Here is a 20,435-nt window from a genome sequence, read left to right on the forward strand (position 1 = left end):
GCAGTCAGTGGTCCACCGTAGGATGGGCGTCATGGCCAAGACCAGTACGACGACCCAGGGGCTGCGGGCGGCGATCGAGCGCAGCGGCTACTACCCGGCCCTCGTGGCCGAGGCGGTGGAAGCCGCCGTGGGCGGCGAGCCCATCCGGTCGTACCTGGTCCACCAGGAGACGACGTTCGACCAGAACGAGGTGCGGCGACACGTGACGGTGCTCGTCCTCACCGACCACCGCTTCATCGTCAGCCACACCGACGAGCAGGCCGCCGACAGCACCTCCCCGACGCCGTACGCCACGACGTCGACGGAGTCCGTGAAGATGAGCCGGATCTCGTCGATCGTGGTCAGCCGCGTGGTCGCCAACCCGGAGTCGTACAAGCCGGGCACGCTGCCCCGCGAGGTCGTCCTCACCATCGGCTGGGGCGCCGTCTCCCGCATCGACCTGGAGCCCGCCGCCTGCGGCGACCCCAACTGCGAGGCCGACCACGGCTACACCGGCAACTCGACGGCGGACGACCTCAGCCTGCGCGTCAGCGAGGCCGGCGACGGACCGGAGACCGTGCGCCAGACACTCGCCTTCGCGCAGGCCCTCTCCGAGGCGACCGCGGACACCACCCGCTGATGGCACAGCCCAAGACGGCCTGGGACCCCTATCCCGAACCGCTCACCGTCACCTCCGCACCCGTCCCCGAGTACGGCAGCGGATCGCTCGCCGACCTCCTGCCCACCCTGGCCGCCGGCCTGGACGTGCCCGGCATGACCGCCACGATCACCGAGCTGACCCCCGCCGACCGGAACTGCGTGTTCCTGATCGACGGCCTCGGCTGGGAGCAGCTGAGGGCGCACCCCGAGGACGCCCCCTTCATGACGTCCCTGCTCGCCACCTCGCGCGGCGGCACCGGGCGTCCGCTCACCGCCGGCTACCCGGCGACCACGGCCACCTCCCTCGCCTCGGTCGGCACCGGCCTGCCGCCCGGCGCCCACGGCCTGCCCGGCTACACCGTGCGCAACCCGGACACCGGCGAGCTGATGAACCAGCTGCGCTGGCAGCCGTGGACCCCGCCCGGCTCCTGGCAGCCGTACCCGACGGTCTTCCAGCTCGCGCACGAGGCGGGGGTGCACGCCGCGCAGGTGTCGTCCCCGGCGTTCGAGAACACCCCGCTGACCAAGGTCGCGCTCAGTGGCGGGAGGTTCCTGGGGCGGCTGACCGGCGAGGACCGTATGGACCTGGCGGCCGAGCAACTGGCCGCGGGCGACCGCTCGCTGGTGTACACGTACTTCGCCGAGGTCGACGGCGCCGGCCACCGGTTCGGCGTCGACTCCGACGCCTGGCGCGGCCAGCTCATGTACGCCGACCGCCTGGTACAGCGCCTGGCCGAGCAACTGCCCCCGCGCAGCGCCCTATACGTCACCGCCGACCACGGCATGATCGACGTGCCCTTCGACGAGCAGCACCGCATCGACTTCGACGAGGACTGGGAGCTGAGCGCCGGCGTCGCCCTGCTCGGCGGCGAGGGCCGCGCCCGGCACGTGTACGCGGTGCCCGGTGCCTCGGGCGACGTCCTGACCTGCTGGCGCGAGGTGCTCGGCGAGCAGTTCTGGGTCGCCTCCCGCGACGAGGCCATCGCGGCGGGCTGGTTCGGCCCGCACATCGACGAACGGGTGTACGGCCGGATCGGCGACGTGGTCGCCGCCGCGCGCGACGACGTGCTGCTCATCGCCTCCGAACGGGAGCCGAAGGAGTCGGCGATGGTCGGCAACCACGGTTCGATGACCCCCGCCGAGCAGCTGGTCCCCCTGCTCGAAGTACGCTCCTGAAGCCCCGCCCGACGACCTCCGACCGGCCTATCCCGCCTGACCTCTCCCCGCCGAAAGGTGCTCAACCCGACATGCCCGAGCTGGTGTTCTTCTCCGGAACGATGGACTGCGGGAAGTCGACGCTGGCTCTCCAGATCGAGCACAACCGTTCGGCACGCGGCCTCCAGGGCGTGATCTTCACGCGCGACGACCGGGCCGGCGAGGGCAAGCTGTCCTCGCGCCTCGGCCTGGTCACGGACGCGGTGGAGGTCGAGGACGGCCAGGACCTCTACGCCTACCTCGTCGACCACCTCTCCCAGGGCGGCCGCGCGGAGTACGTGATCGCCGACGAGGCCCAGTTCCTCGCACCGGAACAGATCGACCAACTCGCGCGCGTGGTCGACGACCTGAGCCTGGACGTCTACGCCTTCGGCATCACGACCGACTTCCGCTCCAAGCTGTTCCCCGGCTCGCAGCGGCTGGTGGAGCTGGCCGACCGGGTCGAGGTGCTCCAGGTGGAGGCCCTGTGCTGGTGCGGCGCCCGTGCCACGCACAACGCCCGCACGATAGGCGGCGTCATGGTCGTCGAGGGCGCCCAGGTGGTCGTCGGCGACGTCACCCACTCCGCCGACGAGGTCGGCTACGAGGTGCTGTGCCGCCGACACCACCGCCGCCGTATGACCGCGGCGTCGGCCCGCGCGGCGGCCCTGTCGCAGGACGTGCTGCCGGTGTCGTCGGCCTGACCGCTCCATGGACCGGCATACGCCCCGAGCGACGTGCCCGGAGCGGCGCGCTCCTGATGACCTGCCTCCAAGCGACGTGCCCCGAGCGGCGCGCCCTCAAATGACCCGCCTCCGAGTGACGCGCCTCGCTCACCGGCCGGCCGGCGGACCGTCAACTCGGCCGCTGCAGCAGCGCGAACCGCGCCCCTTCCGGATCCGCCACCCCCGTCACGCGCCCGTGCGCGGTGTCGTGCACCGGTCTGAGGATCTGCCCGCCCAGGTGAACGAGATGGTCCAGCGCGTCGTCGACGTCGGCGACCTGGAAGTACGTCACCCAGTGCGGCCCCCGGTCGCGGGGCAGCGCCCGCCCCAGCCCGTGGACGCCGGCGACGGGCCGCCTCTCGAGCTGCAGTGTCACGTAGTCGAAGTCGGCGGAGACCACCGGTTCCTCCTCGTAGCCGAACACCGACCGGTAGAATTTGGCGACGCTCGCCGACTCGAAGGTCAGCAACTCGTTCCAGGCGGGCGTGCCGGGGACGTCCGAGACGGCCGTGCCGAGGTGTGCTGCGGCCTGCCAGATGCCGAAGACCGCACCCGAGGGGTCGGAGCCGATCGCCAGGCGGCCGGCGTCGGCGGCGTCCAGCGGGCCCACACCGATCGTGCCGCCGCAGCTCCGTGCCGTCTCGGCCGTCAGATCCACGTTCTCCGAGGCGAAGTAGGGCGTCCACGCGATGGGCAGGTGCCGGTCCGGCGGCAGTTGGCCGATGCCGGCCACCTCGCGCCCGTCGAGCAGCGCGCGCACATACGGGCCGAGCTGATGAGGGCCCGGCTGGAACTCCCAGCCGAACAGCGCTCCGTAGAACTCCTCGGTCGCGGCCAGGCCGTGCACCATCAGGCTCACCCAGCAGGGTGTGCCGGGCGTGTGCCGAGCGGGCGTTTGGCCGTTCGGGCCGGCGGACCCGCGTGCGTCGGTCATCGTCACTCTCTTCTCGGCCTCGCGGTGGCCGTGCTCTCCGCAGCCCTCGTGGGGCGCGCCCTGCGGCGATCCTGTCCGGGAGAATGCCCGATGTGCGGGCCCCTTTCCCTTGCGGCGCGCTCAGCGGGATGTGTCGCTCAGCTGTACAGCATGTGCTTGTTCCCGTACGCCGTGTGATCGCCCCGGTCCGGCCGAGCAGAGTAGCCGGACACGGACGGCTCGGCCACCCCGTGCGCGAGGATGGGGCCATGAACGCCATCATCTCCGCATCCGATCTCGCGAGCGAACTGGCGGGCGCCGCCCCGCCGGTGCTGCTCGACGTCCGCTGGCAGCTCACCGCGGCCAAGACGGCCGGCGAACCGCCGTACGACGGCCGGGCCGTGTACGCGACCGGGCACCTACCCCGTGCCGTCTACGTCGACCTGGACGGGGAGTTGGCCTCCGCGCCGGGCGAGGGCGGCCGGCATCCGCTGCCGGACCTCGCGCGCTTCGGTGCGGCGATGCGCCGGGCGGGCGTGTCGTCCGGGGCGCCGGTGGTCGTCTACGACGGCGGCCAGGGCTGGGCGGCGGCCCGGGCGTGGTGGCTGCTGCGGTGGACGGGTCACCCGGACGTGCGGGTCCTCGACGGTGGGTTGCCGGCCTGGGAGGGCCCGTTGGAGAAGTCCGTGCCGGCCCCTGCGGAGGGCGACTTCGTGCCCCAGCCGGGGGCGACGGGGCTGCTCGACGCGGAGGCCGCCGCCGCGCTGGCCCGGTCCGGGGTGCTGCTGGACGCCCGGGCGGGGGAGCGGTACCGGGGCGAGGTGGAGCCGATCGACCGGGTGGCCGGGCACATCCCGGGCGCGGTGTCGGCACCCACCACGGAGAACGTGGGGCCGGACGGCCGCTTCCTCCCCGCCGGGGAGTTGCGCGACCGTTTCAGGGGGCTCGGCGTGTCCGAGGGTTCGCGGGTCGGCGTGTACTGCGGGTCGGGGGTCTCCGCGGCCCACGAGGTCCTGGCGCTGGCGGTCGCGGGTGTCCCGGCAGAGCTGTACGTCGGGTCCTGGTCGGAGTGGTCCTCGGACCCGGACCGGCCGGTCGCGGTGGGGCCGGACCCCCAGTGATCCGGCAGTGATCCGGCAGTGATCCGGCATGGGCGAGGGCCGCACCCGGCGGGCGCGGCCCTCCTCCCTCTGCACAACCGGCCTGGCTACTCCTGCTTCTTGCGCCGCGTCCCGAACACGATCTCGTCCCAGCTCGGGACGGCGGCTCTGCGGCCCGGCCGGACGCCGTCGGCCTCGGCCTGCCGGTCGGTGGCGCCGATGAGCCGGTCCCGGTGAGTGCCGACGGAACGCGGCATGAGGACGTCCGCGTACGCGGAACCGGCCGAGGCCGCAGGAGCCGGGGGCTCCTCCGCCTCGGGTTCGGCGACGGGCTCCTCCTCGGGCTCGGCCGGGGGAAGCTCCGGAACCACCAGGTCGCCGCGGAAGCTCGGCACCGCCTCCAGGAGGCTGGTCAGCGAGTCCCGTTCACCCGAGGCCGTGACGGCGGTGGACTCCTCGTCGGGCTCGGACGCCTGCGCGGGCAGGCTGGGCCGCTCGCGGTCGCCGGGTCGGTCCAGCGGTCTGTCGCGCGGCAGCCGGGCGATCCGCGGGACGAACGGGAAGCTGGGCTCGGGCGCGGCCAGGTCGTCGGACTCGCCGATCAGCGAGCGCGCCTCGTCGTCGACGGCCTGGACGAGCCGCCGGGGCGGGTCGTACGTCCAGCTCGCCGAGTGCGGCTCGCCCGCGACGCGGTAGACCAGCAGGACTTCCCACGTGCCGTCGTCACGGCGCCACGAATCCCACTGGACGGAGTCCTTGTCTGCCCCGCGCAGCAGCAACCGCTCCTGCACGGCCTCGCCCAGCGGCGGACCGGAGTTCTCGCCGGGGCGGCGGACCGGGGTCTTGCGGGCCCGCTCGGCCATGAACGCACGCTCGGCGAGCACGGGACCCTCGAAGCGACGGACCCGGTCGACGGGGATGCCGGCCATCTGCGCGACCTCTTCCGCGGTCGCGCCGGCACGTATACGCGCCTGGATGTCGCGGGGGCGGAGGTGGCTCTCCACCTCGATCTCGATCTGGCCGAGGCGGGGACGGTCGCCGCGCACGGCGGCGCGGAGCCGTTCGTCGATCGGAAGCGTGTACTCCGTGCTGTCCGCAGCCTTCAGCACCAGCCGTGTGCCGTCATTCGAGACGGCCACGACACGCAGTTCGGGCATGGGGACCTCCCGGGTGGTGCCTGCCGACGTCACGTGCGTCGCTGCTTCCGCTAGTCGAGTGTGGCCTGCCCGGGTGCAGCCTGCCACAACCTTGCCGAGTTGCCCGGCGTGTCGGGCGCGGGCCCTGGATCGCCGTTATGGCACGGTTACCTATTCGCAACGCTAAGTGACGAAACCTGTCACCCTGTGCAACTAGCCCCCTCCCGGCGGTCCTTAAAGGCCCCGTACACCCTGATGGGAGACCGGGCCCAGGGCTCGCAACAGTACTCCATTCGGGCCACGTGCGTGGATTGGCACGCCGTCCAACTTCTGGCAAGAGCGGGGACTTGGCCGCCCCCTGCCCCCATTCTTCGATCTTGAACGTGGGGTACTTCACGTAATCGCCAGAATCGGAACCAAGAATTTCGGCCGCACATCCCCTTCTTGCGCAGATCAACGAGCGCGTACGGGAAAGGCGGGCGAGGCCCGGGATTCGGACGCTCCGGGGAACCCGCGCCCGCCCATGGCTCCCGGACCTCCGGCGGTTCGGACTCCGGTTCGGAGGATGACGGCCCAGCCCACGACGGCCCGTCCGGCACCGGCACACCCGGGGCGGGGACGCCTCGCCCTTACCGCACATGGGCGGCGGGTACGGCACCGGGCCCGGCTCCCACGCTCACCGCAAGCGAGGACCCCGGTCGCAGTACCCCGAGCGGTCGCCTACGCCCCGAGAACCCTCCGCAAGTAGTCGTTCTGGAACCGCCGATCGGGGTCGAGGCGGTCCCGCAGTGCCGTGAACTCGCCGAAGCGCGGATACACCTGGGAGAAGTACTCGGCGTCCCGGGTGTGGATCTTGCCCCAGTGCGGACGGCCCTCGTGCGCGGTGAAGATGCGCTCGGCGGCGGTGAAGTACCGCTGGTAGGGCGTGCCCCGGAACATGTGGATGGCGATGTAGGCGCTGTCGCGGCCGGAGGCGGTGGACAGCGTGATGTCGTCGGCGGGGGCGGTGCGCACCTCGACGGGGAAGCTGACCCGGAGGCCGGAGCGGTCGACCATCGTCCTCAGCTCGCGCAGCGCCCCGACGACGGCCGCGCGCGGAACGGCGTACTCCATCTCCACGAAGCGCACCCGGCGCGGGGACGTGAAGACCTTGTAAGGAGTGTCGGTGTAGGTCCGCGCGGACAGTGCCTTGCTGGAGATCTGCGCGATCGCGGGGATCGTGGCGGGCACCGCGCGGCCGACCCAGTTGGCCACCTGGAACACGCCGTTGGAGAGGACCTCGTCATCGATCCAGCTCCTGAGCTGCGGCACGGGCTTCTCCGGGCCCGCGCTGCGGTTGTTGCGCTTGGTGTTGGTGTTGCCGGTGTGCGGGAACCAGTAGAACTCGAAGTGCTCGTTCTCGGCCCAGAGTTCCTCGAAGTCCGCGAGGACCCTGTCGAACGGCATCGGCTCCTCGCGCGCCGTGAGCAGGAAGAGCGGCTCGACGGCGAAGGTGATCGCGGTGACGATGCCGAGCGCGCCGAGGCCGATACGGGCGGCGGCGAAGACCGCGCGTTCTTCGCCGGTCCCCTTCTCCGAGCAGGTGAGCACCGAGCCGTCGGCGGTGACCAGTTCCAGGCCCTTGATCTGGGCGGCGATCGAACCGGAGTCGCGGCCGGTGCCGTGCGTGCCGGTACTGGTGGCCCCGGAGACCGTCTGCTCCATGATGTCGCCCATGTTCGTGAGCGACAGGCCCTCCCGTGCGAGGGCCACGTTGAGCCTCTTGAGCGGCGTGCCGGCCTCCACCGTGACCGTCATGTTCTCGCGGTCGATCTCCCGTATGCCGGTCAACAGTTGAGGGCGGATCAACACGCCGTCCGTCGCGGCTATGGACGTGAAGGAGTGCCCCGCGCCGACGGCCTTCACCTTCAGGCCGTCCTCGGCGGCCCGCCGCACGGCGGCGGCCAGCTCGTCGACGGAGGCCGGGGTGACCTCCCGCGCGGGACGCGCCTGGACGTTGCCGCCCCAGTTACGCCACGTGCCGTTCTTTCCGTTCGCTGTGCTGCTCAACGGAGCCTCCCCGACCCGGTGCCGGTCTCTTGAGCCGGCGGAACCCGAGGAAACCCACCGCGACCGCGACGGCTCCGGACACCGCCGGAACCCCGTACCCCGCACGCGCCCCGGCCGCGTCGATCACCCAGCCGGCCGCGGAGGAGCCGAGGGCGACTCCGACCGCGAGCCCGGTGCTCACCCAGGTCATGCCTTCGGTGAGCTGCGCGCGTGGTACGTGCTCTTCGATGAGGGACATCGTCGTGATCATCGTGGGAGCGATGGACAGACCCGCAACGAACAGCGCCACGGCCAGAGACGGCAAGTTTCCGACCAGTAGGAGGGGGATCATACTCATGGCCATGGCGCACACGCCCAGCAACCACCGACGTTCCGGTGCCCCGGTGAAGCGCAGCAGCCCGTAGATCATGCCCGCCGCACAGGAACCCGCCGCGTACAGCGCGAGGACGATGCTCGCGGCGGCCTTGTGCCCCTCCTCGTCGGCGAACGCCACGGTCACCACGTCGACCGCCCCGAAGATCGCCCCGGTGGCGACGAAGGTGACCACCAGGACCTGAAGCCCCGGCGCGCGCATCGCGCTGCCCACGCCCTTCCGCTCGCGCGGATGCGGCTCGGGTTCGGTGGCGCGCTGCGCGGTCAGCCAGAACACGCCGACCGCGAGGAAAGCGGCGGCGATCAGGGGGCCCGCCTCCGGGAACCAGGCCGTGGACAGGCCGATGGAGATGATCGGCCCGAAGATGAAGCACACCTCGTCCACCACGGACTCGAAGGAGTACGCGGTGTGCAGCTGCGGCGTGCCCCGGTACAGGGCCGCCCAGCGGGCCCGGATCATCGCGCCGACGCTCGGTACGCAGCCGATGCCGACACACGCCGTGTACAGCACCCAGTCCGGCCACCGGTAGTGCGCGGCGAACAGCAGGACGGCCGCCGCCGTCAGGGAGATCAGCGTCGCCGGGCGCAGCACCCGCCGCTGCCCGTACTGGTCCACCAGGCGCGAGACCTGCGGTCCGGCCACCGCGGCGGCCAGCGCGATGGTCGCCGACAGGGCACCGGCCAGTCCGTACCGCCCGGTGAGCTGGGAGACCATCGTGACCACGCCGATGCCCATCATCGACAGCGGCATCCGGCCGAGGAAGCCCGCGGCGGAGAAACCCTTGGTGCCGGGGGCGGCGAACAGGGCGCGGTAAGGGCTGGGCAACGGGGTCTCCGAAAGACTCAGTAAGCTGCGAACGCAGTCGACAGATCTTACGTCCCGTGACGTCCGGCCACACCCGTCCGGCCCAGTCCGGGACCGGCCGCCCGGCGGGTGTCACCCCGCCGTTTCCCGGCTGTCAGTGCGGGGTGACAGGATCGGACCCATGCCAGACGCGCGCGATGCCAGCCCCTACGACGCCCTGCTCCTGCTCTCCTTCGGCGGCCCGGAGGGCCCGGACGACGTGGTCCCGTTCCTGGAGAACGTGACGCGCGGGCGCGGCATCCCCAAGGAACGACTCAAGGAAGTCGGGCAGCACTACTTCCTCTTCGGCGGGGTCAGCCCCATCAACGACCAGAACCGGGCCCTGCTGGACGCCCTGCGCAAGGACTTCGCGGACCACGGCCTGGACCTGCCGGTCTACTGGGGCAACCGCAACTGGGCGCCGTACCTGACGGACACGCTGCGCGAGATGGTCCGCGACGGCCGCCGCCGCGTCCTGGTCCTCGCCACCAGCGCCTACGCCTCGTACTCGGGCTGCCGCCAGTACCGTGAGAACCTCGCCGACGCGCTCGCCGCCCTGGGAGCGGAGGGCCTGGAGCTGCCCAAGATCGACAAGCTGCGGCACTACTTCAACCACCCCGGCTTCCTGGAGCCCATGATCGACGGGGTGGTCCGGTCCCTGGAGGAGCTTCCCGAGGACGTCCGGGACGGCGCGCACCTCGCCTTCTCGACGCACTCGATCCCGACGGCCTCCGCCGACACCTCCGGCCCCGTCGAGGGCCACGGCGACGGCGGCGCGTACGTCCTGCAGCACCTGGACGTGGCGAAGCTGATCGCCGAGGCCGTCCGGGAGCGCACCGGCGTCGACCACCCCTGGCAGCTCGTCTACCAGTCCCGCTCCGGCGCCCCGCACATCCCGTGGCTGGAGCCGGACATCTGCGACCACCTGGAGGAGCGCAACGCGGCGGGCGTCCCGGCCGTCGTGATCGCCCCCATCGGGTTCGTCTCCGACCACATGGAGGTCCTGTACGACCTCGACACGGAGGCCAAGGCCAAGGCCGAGGAGCTGGGGCTGCCGATGCGCCGCTCGGCCACCGTCGGAGCCGACCCGAGGTTCGCCGCCGCGGTCCGCGAGCTCGTCGTGGAGCGTGCCGCCGCCGAGCGCGGACAGGAGGTCACGCCGTGTGCCCTGGGCTCCCTCGGGGCGAGCCACCACCTGTGCCCGGCCGGCTGCTGCCCGGCCCGCGCTCCCCGGCCCGCCGCCGCGGGCGCCGACAGCACCGACGCGTGAGGAGCCCTGTGACCGACCCCCTGCACACGGATCTGCTCGGCCTCGCCCAGGAGGCCGCCCGCCGCGCCGGCGCGCTGCTGCGGGACGGGCGCCCGGCCGACCTCGCGGTCGCCGCGACCAAGTCCAGCCCCATCGACGTCGTCACGGAGATGGACATCGCGGCGGAGAAGCTGATCACCGGCCTGATCGCCGAGCGCCGCCCGGACGACGGCATCCTCGGCGAGGAGGGCGCCTCAACCGAGGGCACGAGCGGCGTCCGCTGGGTGATCGACCCGCTGGACGGCACGGTCAACTACCTGTACGGGCTGCCGACCTGGGCCGTCTCCATCGCCGCCGAGCAGGACGGTGAGACCGTCGTCGGAGTGGTCACGGCCCCGATGCGCGGCGAGACGTTCCATGCCGTGCGCGGCCGGGGCGCCTGGGCCACCGGGGCCTGGGACGGCGAGCGCAGGCTGGCCTGCCGCACCGCTCCGCCCCTGGACCAGGCACTGGTCTCCACGGGCTTCAACTACGTCACCGAGGTCCGGACCCACCAGGCCGAGGTCGCCCAGCGGCTCATCCCGCTGCTGCGGGACATCCGGCGCGGCGGCTCGGCCGCGGTCGACCTGTGCGACGTGGCCGCGGGACGCCTCGACGGCTACTACGAGCGGGGCCTGCACGCCTGGGACCTCGCGGCGGGCGATCTGATCGCCCGGGAAGCGGGCGCGCTGACCGGTGGACGCCCCGGAGAGCGCCCGTCAGGCGATCTGGCGATCGCGGGTACCCCGGGCGTCTTCGAGCCCCTCCAGCGACTCCTGGAGGACTTCGGCGCCTGGCACGACTGAGAGCGCCCCGGGCCGCCGTAGGACGGACGTGCTGATCTGTCGTACGACGGACGCGAGGTCGGGCCGTCGTGCGACGGGGGCGTGGTCCCGGCCGTCGTACGACAGTCGGCGGCACACTGAACGCCGCGCGAACACCCCCCGCGGAACGACGAAGCGGGCCCCGGCGCTGGATTCGCCGGGGCCCGCTTTCGTACGGCCTGATCAGACGCGCGTCGCGCCGACCTCCACACCGTGCTCGGCGGCGAGACGGCGCAGGTCGTCGAGCTCACCCTGCTCCACCTCGACGAGGAAGTCGTCGCCCTCGTCGCGAGCCCGGGACAGATCGGACTCGGTCGCCCTTATGCGCTGCAGAAGTCCTGCGGTGAATGCGTCCATGCTGCGCCCCCTCGTCCTGGGTCGTGGGTCGATGGCACGGGGGTGTGCCGTTCGGAAGGGACGATCACGTCTCCTGTGGATGCCCAGCGCCGCTCGGCCGGGCGGCGACGGTGCCGGACACCCACGCCCGCCCTGCGGAAAAGCGGATCGATGCGCACCGCATGGTGGCGCGGTACCAGCAGAGGGTGATCGTGGGATGTAAAGCCGTCCTCCCCAGGCTCCCTTCCGTAGAAACCTAACCGGAGGAGAAAATCTCGTATTCCCTCCCGGGTCCCGGACCCCTCACCCGCCTTACCTCCGACTTATGACTGAAAAGGGCAGGATGGAGGCCAACACCAACACCGTCGAAGACCCCTGCCCGCGTGTGCCCTGCGCCGCTCGGGCGGACTTGAGGAAGGACTAGGACGTGCGCGTACTCGTCGTCGAGGACGAGCAACTGCTCGCCGATGCGGTGGCCACCGGGCTGCGCCGGGAGGCCATGGCCGTGGACGTCGTGTACGACGGTGCGGCCGCCCTGGAGCGTATCGGCGTCAACGACTACGACGTGGTCGTCCTCGACCGCGACCTCCCGCTCGTGCACGGCGACGACGTCTGCCGCAGGATCGTCGAGCTCGGCATGCCCACGCGCGTGCTGATGCTGACGGCCTCCGGAGACGTCAGCGACCGTGTCGAGGGCCTGGAGATCGGCGCCGACGACTATCTGCCCAAGCCGTTCGCGTTCAGCGAGCTCATCGCGCGCGTGCGGGCCCTCGGCCGGCGCACCAGTGTGCCCCTGCCGCCGGTCCTGGAGCGGGCCGGGATCAAGCTGGACCCCAACCGCCGTGAGGTCTTCCGCGACGGCAAGGAGGTGCAGCTCGCCCCCAAGGAGTTCGCCGTCCTGGAGGTGCTGATGCGCAGCGAGGGTGCCGTCGTCTCCGCGGAGCAGCTGCTGGAGAAGGCCTGGGACGAGAACACCGACCCGTTCACGAACGTCGTACGCGTGACGGTCATGACCCTGCGCCGCAAGCTGGGCGAGCCGCCCGTCATCGTCACGGTCCCCGGCTCCGGCTACCGGATCTGATATCCCGTGGCAGCGACTCCCGCGCCTCCGCAGGCGCCCCCGAAGCCCACCTGGGACCCGAGAAGGCCCGTGCCGCCCTTTCCGTGGCTGCGCCCGACCATCCGCATAAGACTCACGCTGCTGTACGGCGGCATGTTCCTGATCGCGGGCATCCTGCTGCTGTCGATCATCTACCTGCTGGCCGCGCAGGCGCTCAACACCGGGAACGAGCCGCTCTTCAAGATCGTCGGCGGCACGGAGATCAAGGTGGCCAGTGACAACTGCCCTGCGGTCAACTCCGCCAGTCCGACGCTCGACGAATTCAACGCGGCGATCAGCAAGTGCATCGACGACCAGCGTCAAGCCGCACTCGACAACCTGCTCAGCCGCTCGCTCCTGGCACTGCTGGGCCTGGCGGTCATCGCCTTCGCGTTCGGCTACGCCATGGCGGGACGCGTCCTGTCGCCGCTGGGCCGGATCACCCGCACCGCCCGCGCGGTGGCGGGCTCCGACCTGTCCCGCCGGATCGAGCTGGACGGCCCGGACGACGAGCTGAAGGAGCTGGCCGACACCTTCGACGACATGCTGGAGCGGCTGCAGCGTGCCTTCACCGCCCAGCAGCGCTTCGTCGGCAACGCCTCGCACGAGCTGAGAACGCCACTGGCGATCAACCGCACGCTCCTGGAGGTGCACCTGTCCGACCCGAACGCGCCCGTGGAGCTCCAGCAGCTCGGCAAGACGCTGCTGGCCACCAACGAGCGCAGCGAGCAGTTGGTGGAGGGCCTGCTGCTGCTCGCCCGCAGCGACAACCAGATCGTCGAGCGGGGGCCGGTGGATCTCGCCGAGGTCGCCGGGCAGGCCATCGACCAGGTGCACGCCGAGGCCGAGACCAAGGGCGTGCGCATCCGCGGCGAGCAGAAACCCGCGGTCGTCCAGGGCAACGGCGTACTGCTGGAGCGGATCGCCCTGAACCTGGTGCAGAACGCCGTGCGCTACAACGTGCCCGAGGGGGGCTGGGTCGAGGTGACCACAGAGGTCCAGCACGGCCAGGCGGTCCTGGTCGTCTCGAACACAGGCCCGGTCGTGCCGGCGTACGAGATCGACAACCTCTTCGAGCCGTTCCGGCGGCTGCGCACGGAGCGGACGGGCAGCGACAAGGGCGTCGGACTGGGGCTGTCCATCGTCCGGTCCGTGGCCCGGGCGCACGGCGGGCACATTTACGCCCAGCCGCGCGAAGGAGGTGGGCTCGTGATGCGAGTCACGCTGCCTATCTGAGATCATGACGCCGATCAACTCGGGGGCACACGGAGATGTTCGCTTTACGCGGAATTTCCGAGACATCGCCGTGCGTGTCCCGTGTGTGATCGATCACAGGGGCGCTTTTCCGGTCATCTACTCTCTGTGATCATGCCTGCTGTCGGAAAGCCGGGAAAATCCCGGTTTTCGGGGGTCTTGATCACGGGAAGTACACGGTGAGACGCCTTTGTAGTGCGGCATTCGGACCGTGTACGGTCCCCATCGCCATCCAAGCCGATCACTCAAGAGGGGTCCGGTTGGGTGTCGATTGAGTAACAGACCTTGATGTGAGGCAAAATCTCCGCCTCAGGTCGGGCACAAGTCCGGCCTCTCACGCGTTACGTGCGCTGGAGACACCGCAGACACCCAGAGGGGGAGAGCGACCATGGCAACCGATTACGACACTCCACGCAAGACCGACGACGACGTCGACTCGGACAGCCTGGAAGAACTGAAGGCCCGGAGGAACGACAAGTCGGCCTCCGCCGTGGACGTCGACGAGTTCGAGGCCGCCGAAGGCCTCGAACTGCCCGGAGCCGACCTCTCGAACGAGGAGCTGGCCGTCCGGGTGCTCCCGAAGCAGCAGGACGAGTTCACGTGCATGAGCTGCTTCCTGGTGCACCACCGCAGCCAGCTGGCCCGGGAGAAGAACGGTCAGCCGATCTGCCGCGACTGCGACTGAGGCGGGGTCGGCCGTGACTGGCTCGACCCCTCCCTGGAAGCGCCGCTTCTCCTGGCGGAAAGCGGACGAAGGGCCGATCGACGACGGCCCGCGGTACGAAGCGCGTGACGACGGGCGAGGCTCAACCGGCACGGGAGCGGCCTCGCTCGAACCGGCAGCGGACCGGGGCGATCTCCCGGCGTCCGTGCAGGTCCCCGCTCCCGTCACCCGACGGCGGGCGGGGGCGATCCGGGAGAGGGCAAAGGAAGGCGCCCGCAAGGGCGGCGAGCGGGCCCGTGCGGGGCTCGCGTACCTCGCCGACCGGGTCATCGAACTGGCCCCCCGGGTCCCCGTACGGGACCTGGCGACCCTGCGCAGACAGTTCCCGGGCCTCGGGCCCGAGGAGCTCGCCGACAAGCTCGTCGCGGGCGCGGCGAAGGCGACGGCCACGGTCGGCGCGGGCGTCGGCGCGGCGGCCATGCTTCCCGTGCCACCCGCGATGCCGACGGAACTGGCCGCCGAGGTCACCGGCGTCGCGGTGATCGAACTGAAGCTGATCGCCGAACTCCACGAGGTCTACGGCGTACGCCCGCCCGGCAACGTCAAGCAGCGCAGCACCGCGTACCTCGACTCGTGGTCGGGGGAGCGAGGGATCGACGCGACCAAGCCGTCGACACTGAGTACGGCGCTGAACAGCCGCATGAAGCGGGAGCTGCGGCAGCGGATCATGAAGCGGATGGTCCGCAGCATGCCGAACCTGGTGCCGTTCCTGGTGGGCGCGGCCGTCGGCGCGGCCATGAACCGCAGCGAGACGAGAAAGCTCGCCGGCCGCATCCGCGCGGACCTGCGCAAGATCCAGGTGCCCTGGGAGGCCCTGGAGACCCTTCCCACCCTGGACCGTCCGGCGGATGCCCTGGACATGGACGAGATCACACACGACCCCCTGGGCCGTCACCAGGACCACCAGGACCACGAGGGCGACGGCAGGCCCGACGGCAAGCACGGGGACGGGCACTGAGACCAGCCCGTTAGTCCGACCAGCGCGTCCGTAGGCCGGGTGAAACCCCGCGCAGGCGTGCTACGCCGGCTTCCCGGCCCTCAGCGCCTCGGCCAGGCGCTCCGGCTCGCGCGTGGACAGGTACAGGTACGGAGTCGGGTCCTCCGGGTCCGTGACCTCCACGCGCAGGGCCGTGGGGATGTAGGCCCGCAACAGCATGAAGGCGCGCGGGTCGGCCTTGTGCGTGCGCCAGGCACGGGTTTCCTCCGCGTCCAGGATCTCCGCCTCGCCCAGCGCAGCCAGCGGGATCTTCGCCTCGCCCGCGATCAGCGCGTCGCCCACCACACGGATACGGACCGAGCCGTACGAACTCGCGGCGACGGCCGCCACCGCGGTGCCCCCGGCCAGGCCGCCGAGCATCGGCAGCGTCCCGAACGGGAGCAGGACCAGAGCCATGGAGACCCCGACGAGGAACGAGATCAGCCACCAGGTCCGCGGGGCGGTGAGGCGTTCTTCGTAAGGGGCGGCGGAGAGCTGCATGGAGCCAAGCTTGACACGGTGTCCGGCACGGGCCGACGCGCGGGTAAGGTCTCCGGCTGTGAGTGGTACTTCCGCAGCCCTTCAGCCTCCGGCCGACGCCGTGCGACCCGTGCGGCATCCGGACGCTCCGGCGCCCGGTGAGCTCCTCGGCGCCCACTACGGCCAGTGTTTCGGCTGTGGCGGCGACCAGCCGCACGGGCTGCACCTGGAGGCGCGCGCCGGCGAGGGTGTGTCCCTGAGCGCCGAGTTCACCGTGCGGCCCGCCCACCAGGGCGCCCCGGGCCTCGCGCACGGCGGCGTGCTCACCAGCGCCCTGGACGAGACCCTCGGCTCGCTGAACTGGCTGCTGCGCACGATCGCGGTGACCGGGCGGCTGGAGACCGACTTCGTCCGGCCCGTGCCCGTCGGCACCACGCTCCACCTGGAGGCGGAGGTGACAGCGGTGGCCGGGCGGAAGATCTACTCGACCGCGACCGGCCGCGTCGGCGGCCCCGAAGGGCCCGTCGCGGTCCGCGCCGACGCGCTCTTCATCGAGGTGAAGGTCGACCACTTCGTCGACCACGGCCGCCGGGAGGAGATCCAGGCCGCCATGAACGACCCGGACCAGGTCCGTCGCACCCGCGCCTTCGAGGTGAACCCGTGAGCCCAGCGGGCCCCTTCAGCCCCGCAGGCCCCCGAGCCTGGAAAGCCCCATGACCCCCATGAGCCCCATGAGCCCCTTGAGTCGGCAGCCGGTCGACGTGCAGATCCGGCGCATCGATCCGGACGTACCGCTTCCGTCCTATGCGCACCCCGGTGACGCCGGAGCAGATCTGCGCACCACCGAGGCGTGCGAACTGGCGCCGGGTGAACGGGCCGTGCTGCCCACGGGAGTGTCTGTGGCACTGCCGGAGGGGTACGCGGCCTTCGTGCACCCGCGATCCGGTCTGGCCGCCCGTTGCGGCGTCGCCCTGGTGAATGCCCCGGGGACGGTTGATGCCGGGTACCGTGGGGAGATCAAGGTGATCGTGGTGAATCTCGACCCGCGCGAGGCCGTGCGGTTCGAGCGCTTCGACCGGATCGCCCAACTGGTCGTCCAGCAGGTCGAGAGGGTCCGCTTCCACGAGGTGGCGGAGCTTCCCGGCTCCGCGCGGGCCGAGGGGGGCTTCGGGTCCACCGGAGGCCATGCCGCGGTGGACGGGACGAGCGGCACAAGTGGTCAGGCCGCCGTGGGCGGTCAGGCGGGTGGGAATCGATACGCTTCGGTCGTATCCGACCGGGAAGGACAGTGACGTGTTCGGACGTCGCAAGAAGAGGGATGCCGCCGAGGACGCGGCCGGCGAGGCCGAGCAGGTCGTCGACGGTGTCGACACTGAGGCGGACGAGGGCGAGCGCCTGAGGCTCGAGCCGGCGCCGCGCCCCGACGGACCCTGGGACAGCTCCGAGGTCCGCGATCCGGCCGAGGGCCGGGTCGACCTGGGCGGTCTGTTCGTGCCGGGCGTCGACGGCATGGAGCTCAGGGTCGAGGTCGCGGGTGACGCGATCGTGGCGGCGACGGTCGTGCTGCGCGACAGCGCCATTCAGCTGCAGGGCTTCGCCGCTCCCAAGCGCGAGGGCATCTGGGGCGAGGTGCGCGAGGAGATCGGCACCGGCATCACCCAGCAGGGCGGCATCGTCGACGAGGTCGAGGGGCCGCTGGGCTGGGAGCTGCGGGCCCAAGTGCCGGTGCAGCTGCCGGACGGCACCGGCGGCTTCCAGGTCGTACGGTTCGTCGGTGTGGACGGCCCCCGCTGGTTCCTGCGCGGGGTCATCTCCGGTCAGGGCGCGGTGCAGCCGCAGGCGGCCGGCCTGCTCGAGCAGATCTTCCGGGACACGGTCGTGGTCCGCGGCGATGCCCCGATGGCGCCCCGTGACCCGATCGTCCTGAAGCTGCCGGACGACGCCCAGATGGTCCCCGAGGGTGTGCAGCAGGAGGAGGGCTCCCGTTTCGCGGGCGGAATGGGTCAGCTCCAGCGCGGACCGGAGATCACCGAGGTCCGCTGAGTCACAGAAGCACCTGGGCCGCATCCCACCGGGGGTGCGGCCCCTTCTCGTGGGCGGAACCCTGACGGCACATCGGCCTGTACCTCCGGTCTCCGGCCAGCGCGTCCGTCCGTGAAGGCGCTTCACGTTCCTGTCCGAGAACGGAAGGCCCTCCACGTCCCTCCATGCACCCCTCCACGCAGGCGCACAACCGCTCTCCCCGCGGCCTCGGCCGCCCTCGTCGCCGGTGTCCTGGCCTGGCCCGCCGACGCGCATCCCAGCACCTCACGCGATGCGCGGCGGGACCAGCCTGGAGGAGCTGCTGGAACGGGTCCGGGAGACCTTCGGTTCGGAGTCGGCGGCCCTGCGCTACGGCGACGCACCGCGCGGCGCCGGGGTGGGGTTGGGCTCGCGGTGGCGCGCGGCTTCGCCGAGGCCATGGGCGGCACCCTGAAAACGCCGAGGACACCCCCGGTGGCGGAGTCACCATGGTCCTCACCCTCCGCTCGGCGGGCACGCGCCCGGAGCCTCTCCACAGAGCAGAACCCGAGAGGCAGGCCTCATGACCGGCGTCCTGGTGGTCGACGACGAGCCGCAGATCGTGCGCGCCCTCGTGATCAACCTCAAGAGACGCACCTACGAGGTCGACGCGGCCCACGACGGTGCCACCGCCCTCCGGCTCGCCGCCGCCTGCCACCCCGACGTAGTCGTCCTCGACCTCGGGCTGCCCGACATGGACGGTGTCGAGGTGATCAGGGGCCTGCGCCGCTGGACCCGGGTGCTGATCCTGGTGCGGTCCGCCCGGCACTCCTGCGACGAGAAGGTCGAGGCGCTGGACGCGGATGCCGACGACTACGTCACCAAACCGTTCGGCATGGACGAGCTGCTGGCCCGGCTGCGGGCCGCCGTGCGGAGGGCCGAACCGGCCGGCTGCGGGGACGACGACGTGATCGTCGACACCGGCGATTTCACCGTCGACCTTGCCGTGAAGAAGGTCAACCGCGCCGGCAAGGACGTACGGCTGACCCCCACGGAAGTGGCACCTGCTGGAGGTCCTCGTGCGCAACAGCGGCCGTGGTCGGGCAGAAGCAGCTGCTGCGGGAGGTGTGGGGGCCGTCGTACGGGACGGAGACGAACCATCTGCGGTGTACACGGCGCAGCTGCGGCGGAAGCTGGAGACGGAACCGTCGCATCCCAAGCACGTCATCACGGAGCCCGGGATGGGCCACCGGTTCGAGAAATGGCGCCCTCACCGCAGGGGTACGGAGATGTCAGCACGCCCCGGTACGCTTCAGATATGAGCGCTGTTCCTCGTTCCGAAAAGCCGGCGGGCCGGTTCCGGCGCATGCTCGGCCGGCTCTCCTCGTCGCAGGAGGACCTGGAGTCCGAGGAACTGCGGGAGGACGCGGAGACGGCCGGCTGTACCCGGATCGGAGACTGCCAGGACCGCGAGATAGTGACGGTTACTGGTACCTTGCGCACGGTCACCCTGCGGCCGCGCGCCGGCGTTCCGGCACTGGAGGCCGAGCTGTTCGACGGCTCCGCCGCACTGGACGTGGTGTGGCTCGGCAGGCGCTCCATCGTGGGCATAGAGCCGGGGCGCAAGCTGATCGCATCGGGCCGGATCTCGATGAGCCGGGGCCGCCGGGTGCTGTTCAATCCCAAGTACGAACTCAGACCCCTCGGACGGGAGTAGCCGGTGACGTCGCTCGACAAGCCGACCGAAGAGACATCTGCGGACGATGCCCGGGCGGTGACCGAGGCCGCCCTGTTCGAGGCGTTCGGCGGCGTGCGGGGCATGGTCGAGACGGTGCTGCCCGGCCTGCTGTTCGTCACCATCTACACGATCAACAAGGACCTGCACCAGTCGGCGATCGCGGCGCTGGCCGTGTCGCTGGTGCTGGTCGTGGTCCGGCTGGTGAGGAAGGACACCGTCAAGCACGCCTTCAGCGGTGTCTTCGGCGTGGCCTTCGGTGTCGTCTTCGCGATGATGACCGGCGAAGCCAAGGACTTCTACCTGCCCGGCATGCTCTACACGCTGGGTCTGGGCCTCGCGTACATCATCACCACGCTGAGCGGTGTGCCGCTGATCGGGCTGATCCTCGGCCCGGTCTTCAAGGAGAACCTCTCCTGGCGGACGCGCAATCCGGGCCGCAAGAAGGCGTACGCGAAGGCCAGTTACGCGTGGGGCGCCATCCTTCTCGCCAAGTGCGCGATCCTCTTCCCGCTGTACTGGTGGGCCGACACCACGCAGCTGGGCTGGGTCCTGGTGGCCCTGAAGATCCCGCCCTTCCTGCTCGCGGTGTGGCTGACGTGGGTCTTCCTGGCGAAGGCGCCCGCGCCGATCGACGTGTTCGCCGAAATGGAGGCGGCGGAGAAGGCCGCCGAGGAGCGGGAGCGGCAGGCCGCGGCCCGGTCCGCCGAGCAGTGAGGCTCCAGAGCTGAGAGCTGGCAGAAGGG

The 20,435-nt window shown here is 71.3% G+C and carries 21 protein-coding genes and 2 pseudogenes; 17 read left to right on the forward strand and 6 right to left on the reverse strand.

Going from position 1 to position 20,435, the window contains the following annotated elements; all coding sequences use genetic code 11:
• The first annotated feature begins 22 nt into the window (after positions 1–22).
• The 3 genes from ACZ5TL_RS37575 (at position 23) to ACZ5TL_RS37585 (ending at position 2,537) form a co-directional block, all read left to right on the forward strand.
• Positions 23–619: a DUF5998 family protein gene (locus tag ACZ5TL_RS37575; protein WP_468595292.1), complete on the forward strand. Its 597-nt coding sequence runs from the start codon at positions 23–25 to the stop codon at positions 617–619.
• Positions 619–1,815 (forward strand): alkaline phosphatase family protein, encoded by a 1,197-nt coding sequence (locus ACZ5TL_RS37580; RefSeq protein ID WP_468595269.1) that lies wholly within the window; start codon positions 619–621, stop codon positions 1,813–1,815. Before ACZ5TL_RS37575 ends, ACZ5TL_RS37580 begins: the two co-directional genes overlap by 1 nt.
• A gap of 71 nt (positions 1,816–1,886) precedes the next feature.
• Positions 1,887–2,537 carry a thymidine kinase gene (locus tag ACZ5TL_RS37585; protein ID WP_468595270.1) on the forward strand — a complete coding sequence of 217 codons (651 nt, stop codon included), beginning with the start codon at positions 1,887–1,889 and terminating at the stop codon, positions 2,535–2,537.
• 151 nt (positions 2,538–2,688) lie between these two features.
• On the opposite strand, the gene ACZ5TL_RS37590 is transcribed toward ACZ5TL_RS37585, so the two are convergent.
• Positions 2,689–3,492, reverse strand: coding sequence for a VOC family protein (locus ACZ5TL_RS37590; RefSeq protein WP_468595271.1), 804 nt, complete (start codon positions 3,490–3,492; stop codon positions 2,689–2,691).
• 248 nt (positions 3,493–3,740) lie between these two features.
• Between ACZ5TL_RS37590 and ACZ5TL_RS37595 the strand changes: the two genes are divergently transcribed.
• Positions 3,741–4,592 carry a sulfurtransferase gene (locus ACZ5TL_RS37595; RefSeq protein ID WP_468595272.1) on the forward strand — a complete coding sequence of 284 codons (852 nt, stop codon included), beginning with the start codon at positions 3,741–3,743 and terminating at the stop codon, positions 4,590–4,592.
• An 86-nt stretch (positions 4,593–4,678) separates the two neighbouring features.
• Here ACZ5TL_RS37595 and sepH read toward each other — a convergent pair whose 3' ends face one another.
• The 3 genes from sepH to ACZ5TL_RS37610 all read right to left on the reverse strand — a co-directional run bounded on the left by sepH (position 4,679) and on the right by ACZ5TL_RS37610 (position 8,954).
• Positions 4,679–5,728 carry a septation protein SepH gene (sepH, locus tag ACZ5TL_RS37600; RefSeq protein WP_468595273.1) on the reverse strand — a complete coding sequence of 350 codons (1,050 nt, stop codon included), beginning with the start codon at positions 5,726–5,728 and terminating at the stop codon, positions 4,679–4,681.
• Positions 5,729–6,427: 699 nt separating this feature from the next.
• On the reverse strand, positions 6,428–7,756 hold the full coding sequence (locus ACZ5TL_RS37605) for a D-arabinono-1,4-lactone oxidase (RefSeq protein ID WP_468595274.1): 1,329 nt from the start codon (positions 7,754–7,756) through the stop codon (positions 6,428–6,430).
• Entirely contained in the window at positions 7,716–8,954 is a 1,239-nt protein-coding gene (locus ACZ5TL_RS37610) for an MFS transporter (protein ID WP_468595275.1), read from the reverse strand. The genes ACZ5TL_RS37605 and ACZ5TL_RS37610 overlap by 41 nt, the downstream gene beginning before the upstream one ends.
• Before the next feature lie 160 nt (positions 8,955–9,114).
• Here ACZ5TL_RS37610 and ACZ5TL_RS37615 point away from each other — a divergent pair, with 160 nt between their 5' ends.
• Together ACZ5TL_RS37615 and ACZ5TL_RS37620 are read left to right on the forward strand one after the other, a co-directional pair.
• Positions 9,115–10,242, forward strand: a complete 1,128-nt coding sequence (locus tag ACZ5TL_RS37615) for a ferrochelatase (RefSeq protein WP_468595276.1) — start codon at positions 9,115–9,117, stop codon at positions 10,240–10,242.
• Positions 10,243–10,250: 8 nt separating this feature from the next.
• The gene (locus ACZ5TL_RS37620; RefSeq protein ID WP_468595277.1) at positions 10,251–11,066 is read left to right on the forward strand and encodes an inositol monophosphatase family protein; all 816 of its coding nucleotides are present in this window, start codon (positions 10,251–10,253) and stop codon (positions 11,064–11,066) included.
• A 201-nt stretch (positions 11,067–11,267) separates the two neighbouring features.
• Here ACZ5TL_RS37620 and ACZ5TL_RS37625 read toward each other — a convergent pair whose 3' ends face one another.
• Entirely contained in the window at positions 11,268–11,441 is a 174-nt protein-coding gene (locus ACZ5TL_RS37625; RefSeq protein ID WP_468595278.1) for a hypothetical protein, read from the reverse strand.
• A gap of 406 nt (positions 11,442–11,847) precedes the next feature.
• On the opposite strand from ACZ5TL_RS37625, the gene ACZ5TL_RS37630 reads away from it, so the two are divergent.
• The 4 genes from ACZ5TL_RS37630 (at position 11,848) to ACZ5TL_RS37645 (ending at position 15,455) form a co-directional block, all read left to right on the forward strand.
• Complete coding sequence (locus tag ACZ5TL_RS37630) at positions 11,848–12,501, forward strand: response regulator transcription factor (protein WP_007387794.1); 654 nt, start codon at positions 11,848–11,850, stop codon at positions 12,499–12,501.
• A gap of 6 nt (positions 12,502–12,507) precedes the next feature.
• A complete protein-coding gene (locus tag ACZ5TL_RS37635; RefSeq protein WP_468595279.1) occupies positions 12,508–13,755 on the forward strand; it encodes a sensor histidine kinase in 1,248 nt (415 codons plus the stop codon).
• A 406-nt stretch (positions 13,756–14,161) separates the two neighbouring features.
• Positions 14,162–14,458 (forward strand): DUF4193 domain-containing protein, encoded by a 297-nt coding sequence (locus ACZ5TL_RS37640; RefSeq protein ID WP_003993510.1) that lies wholly within the window; start codon positions 14,162–14,164, stop codon positions 14,456–14,458.
• 13 nt (positions 14,459–14,471) lie between these two features.
• Complete coding sequence (locus tag ACZ5TL_RS37645; RefSeq protein ID WP_468595280.1) at positions 14,472–15,455, forward strand: hypothetical protein; 984 nt, start codon at positions 14,472–14,474, stop codon at positions 15,453–15,455.
• A gap of 60 nt (positions 15,456–15,515) precedes the next feature.
• Here the strand turns inward: ACZ5TL_RS37645 and ACZ5TL_RS37650 are convergent, their stop codons facing one another.
• Positions 15,516–15,974, reverse strand: coding sequence for a DUF3093 domain-containing protein (locus ACZ5TL_RS37650; RefSeq protein WP_468595281.1), 459 nt, complete (start codon positions 15,972–15,974; stop codon positions 15,516–15,518).
• A gap of 58 nt (positions 15,975–16,032) precedes the next feature.
• Here ACZ5TL_RS37650 and ACZ5TL_RS37655 point away from each other — a divergent pair, with 58 nt between their 5' ends.
• The 7 genes and pseudogenes from ACZ5TL_RS37655 to ACZ5TL_RS37685 all read left to right on the forward strand — a co-directional run bounded on the left by ACZ5TL_RS37655 (position 16,033) and on the right by ACZ5TL_RS37685 (position 20,406).
• A complete protein-coding gene (locus ACZ5TL_RS37655; protein WP_468595282.1) occupies positions 16,033–16,617 on the forward strand; it encodes a PaaI family thioesterase in 585 nt (194 codons plus the stop codon).
• Between the two features lie 67 nt (positions 16,618–16,684).
• The gene (gene dut, locus ACZ5TL_RS37660; protein WP_468595283.1) at positions 16,685–17,245 is read left to right on the forward strand and encodes a dUTP diphosphatase; all 561 of its coding nucleotides are present in this window, start codon (positions 16,685–16,687) and stop codon (positions 17,243–17,245) included.
• 1 nt (position 17,246) lies between these two features.
• A complete protein-coding gene (locus tag ACZ5TL_RS37665) occupies positions 17,247–17,996 on the forward strand; it encodes a DUF3710 domain-containing protein (protein WP_468595284.1) in 750 nt (249 codons plus the stop codon).
• A 274-nt stretch (positions 17,997–18,270) separates the two neighbouring features.
• Positions 18,271–18,541, forward strand: a pseudogene (locus tag ACZ5TL_RS37670) (ATP-binding protein); the annotation flags it as partial.
• Positions 18,538–19,276: pseudogene (locus ACZ5TL_RS37675) on the forward strand (response regulator). The pseudogenes ACZ5TL_RS37670 and ACZ5TL_RS37675, both read left to right, overlap by 4 nt.
• Positions 19,273–19,671: an OB-fold nucleic acid binding domain-containing protein gene (locus ACZ5TL_RS37680; RefSeq protein ID WP_468595285.1), complete on the forward strand. Its 399-nt coding sequence runs from the start codon at positions 19,273–19,275 to the stop codon at positions 19,669–19,671. The pseudogene ACZ5TL_RS37675 and the gene ACZ5TL_RS37680 overlap by 4 nt, the downstream one beginning before the upstream one ends.
• Positions 19,672–19,674: 3 nt before the next feature.
• Entirely contained in the window at positions 19,675–20,406 is a 732-nt protein-coding gene (locus tag ACZ5TL_RS37685) for a DUF3159 domain-containing protein (RefSeq protein ID WP_468595286.1), read from the forward strand.
• Positions 20,407–20,435 lie beyond the last annotated feature (29 nt).

This window comes from Streptomyces sp. NPDC033136 (assembly GCF_055578235.1).

Coding starts and splice junctions, on each gene's coding strand:
- ACZ5TL_RS37575 (WP_468595292.1), top strand. CDS start 23: ATGGGCGTCATGGCCAAGACCAGTACGACGACCCAGGGGCTGCGGGCG.
- ACZ5TL_RS37580 (WP_468595269.1), top strand. CDS start 619: ATGGCACAGCCCAAGACGGCCTGGGACCCCTATCCCGAACCGCTCACC.
- ACZ5TL_RS37585 (WP_468595270.1), top strand. CDS start 1,887: ATGCCCGAGCTGGTGTTCTTCTCCGGAACGATGGACTGCGGGAAGTCG.
- ACZ5TL_RS37590 (WP_468595271.1), bottom strand. CDS start 3,492: ATGACCGACGCACGCGGGTCCGCCGGCCCGAACGGCCAAACGCCCGCT.
- ACZ5TL_RS37595 (WP_468595272.1), top strand. CDS start 3,741: ATGAACGCCATCATCTCCGCATCCGATCTCGCGAGCGAACTGGCGGGC.
- sepH (WP_468595273.1), bottom strand. CDS start 5,728: ATGCCCGAACTGCGTGTCGTGGCCGTCTCGAATGACGGCACACGGCTG.
- ACZ5TL_RS37615 (WP_468595276.1), top strand. CDS start 9,115: ATGCCAGACGCGCGCGATGCCAGCCCCTACGACGCCCTGCTCCTGCTC.
- ACZ5TL_RS37625 (WP_468595278.1), bottom strand. CDS start 11,441: ATGGACGCATTCACCGCAGGACTTCTGCAGCGCATAAGGGCGACCGAG.
- ACZ5TL_RS37640 (WP_003993510.1), top strand. CDS start 14,162: ATGGCAACCGATTACGACACTCCACGCAAGACCGACGACGACGTCGAC.
- ACZ5TL_RS37650 (WP_468595281.1), bottom strand. CDS start 15,974: ATGCAGCTCTCCGCCGCCCCTTACGAAGAACGCCTCACCGCCCCGCGG.
- dut (WP_468595283.1), top strand. CDS start 16,685: ATGAGCCCCTTGAGTCGGCAGCCGGTCGACGTGCAGATCCGGCGCATC.
- ACZ5TL_RS37680 (WP_468595285.1), top strand. CDS start 19,273: ATGAGCGCTGTTCCTCGTTCCGAAAAGCCGGCGGGCCGGTTCCGGCGC.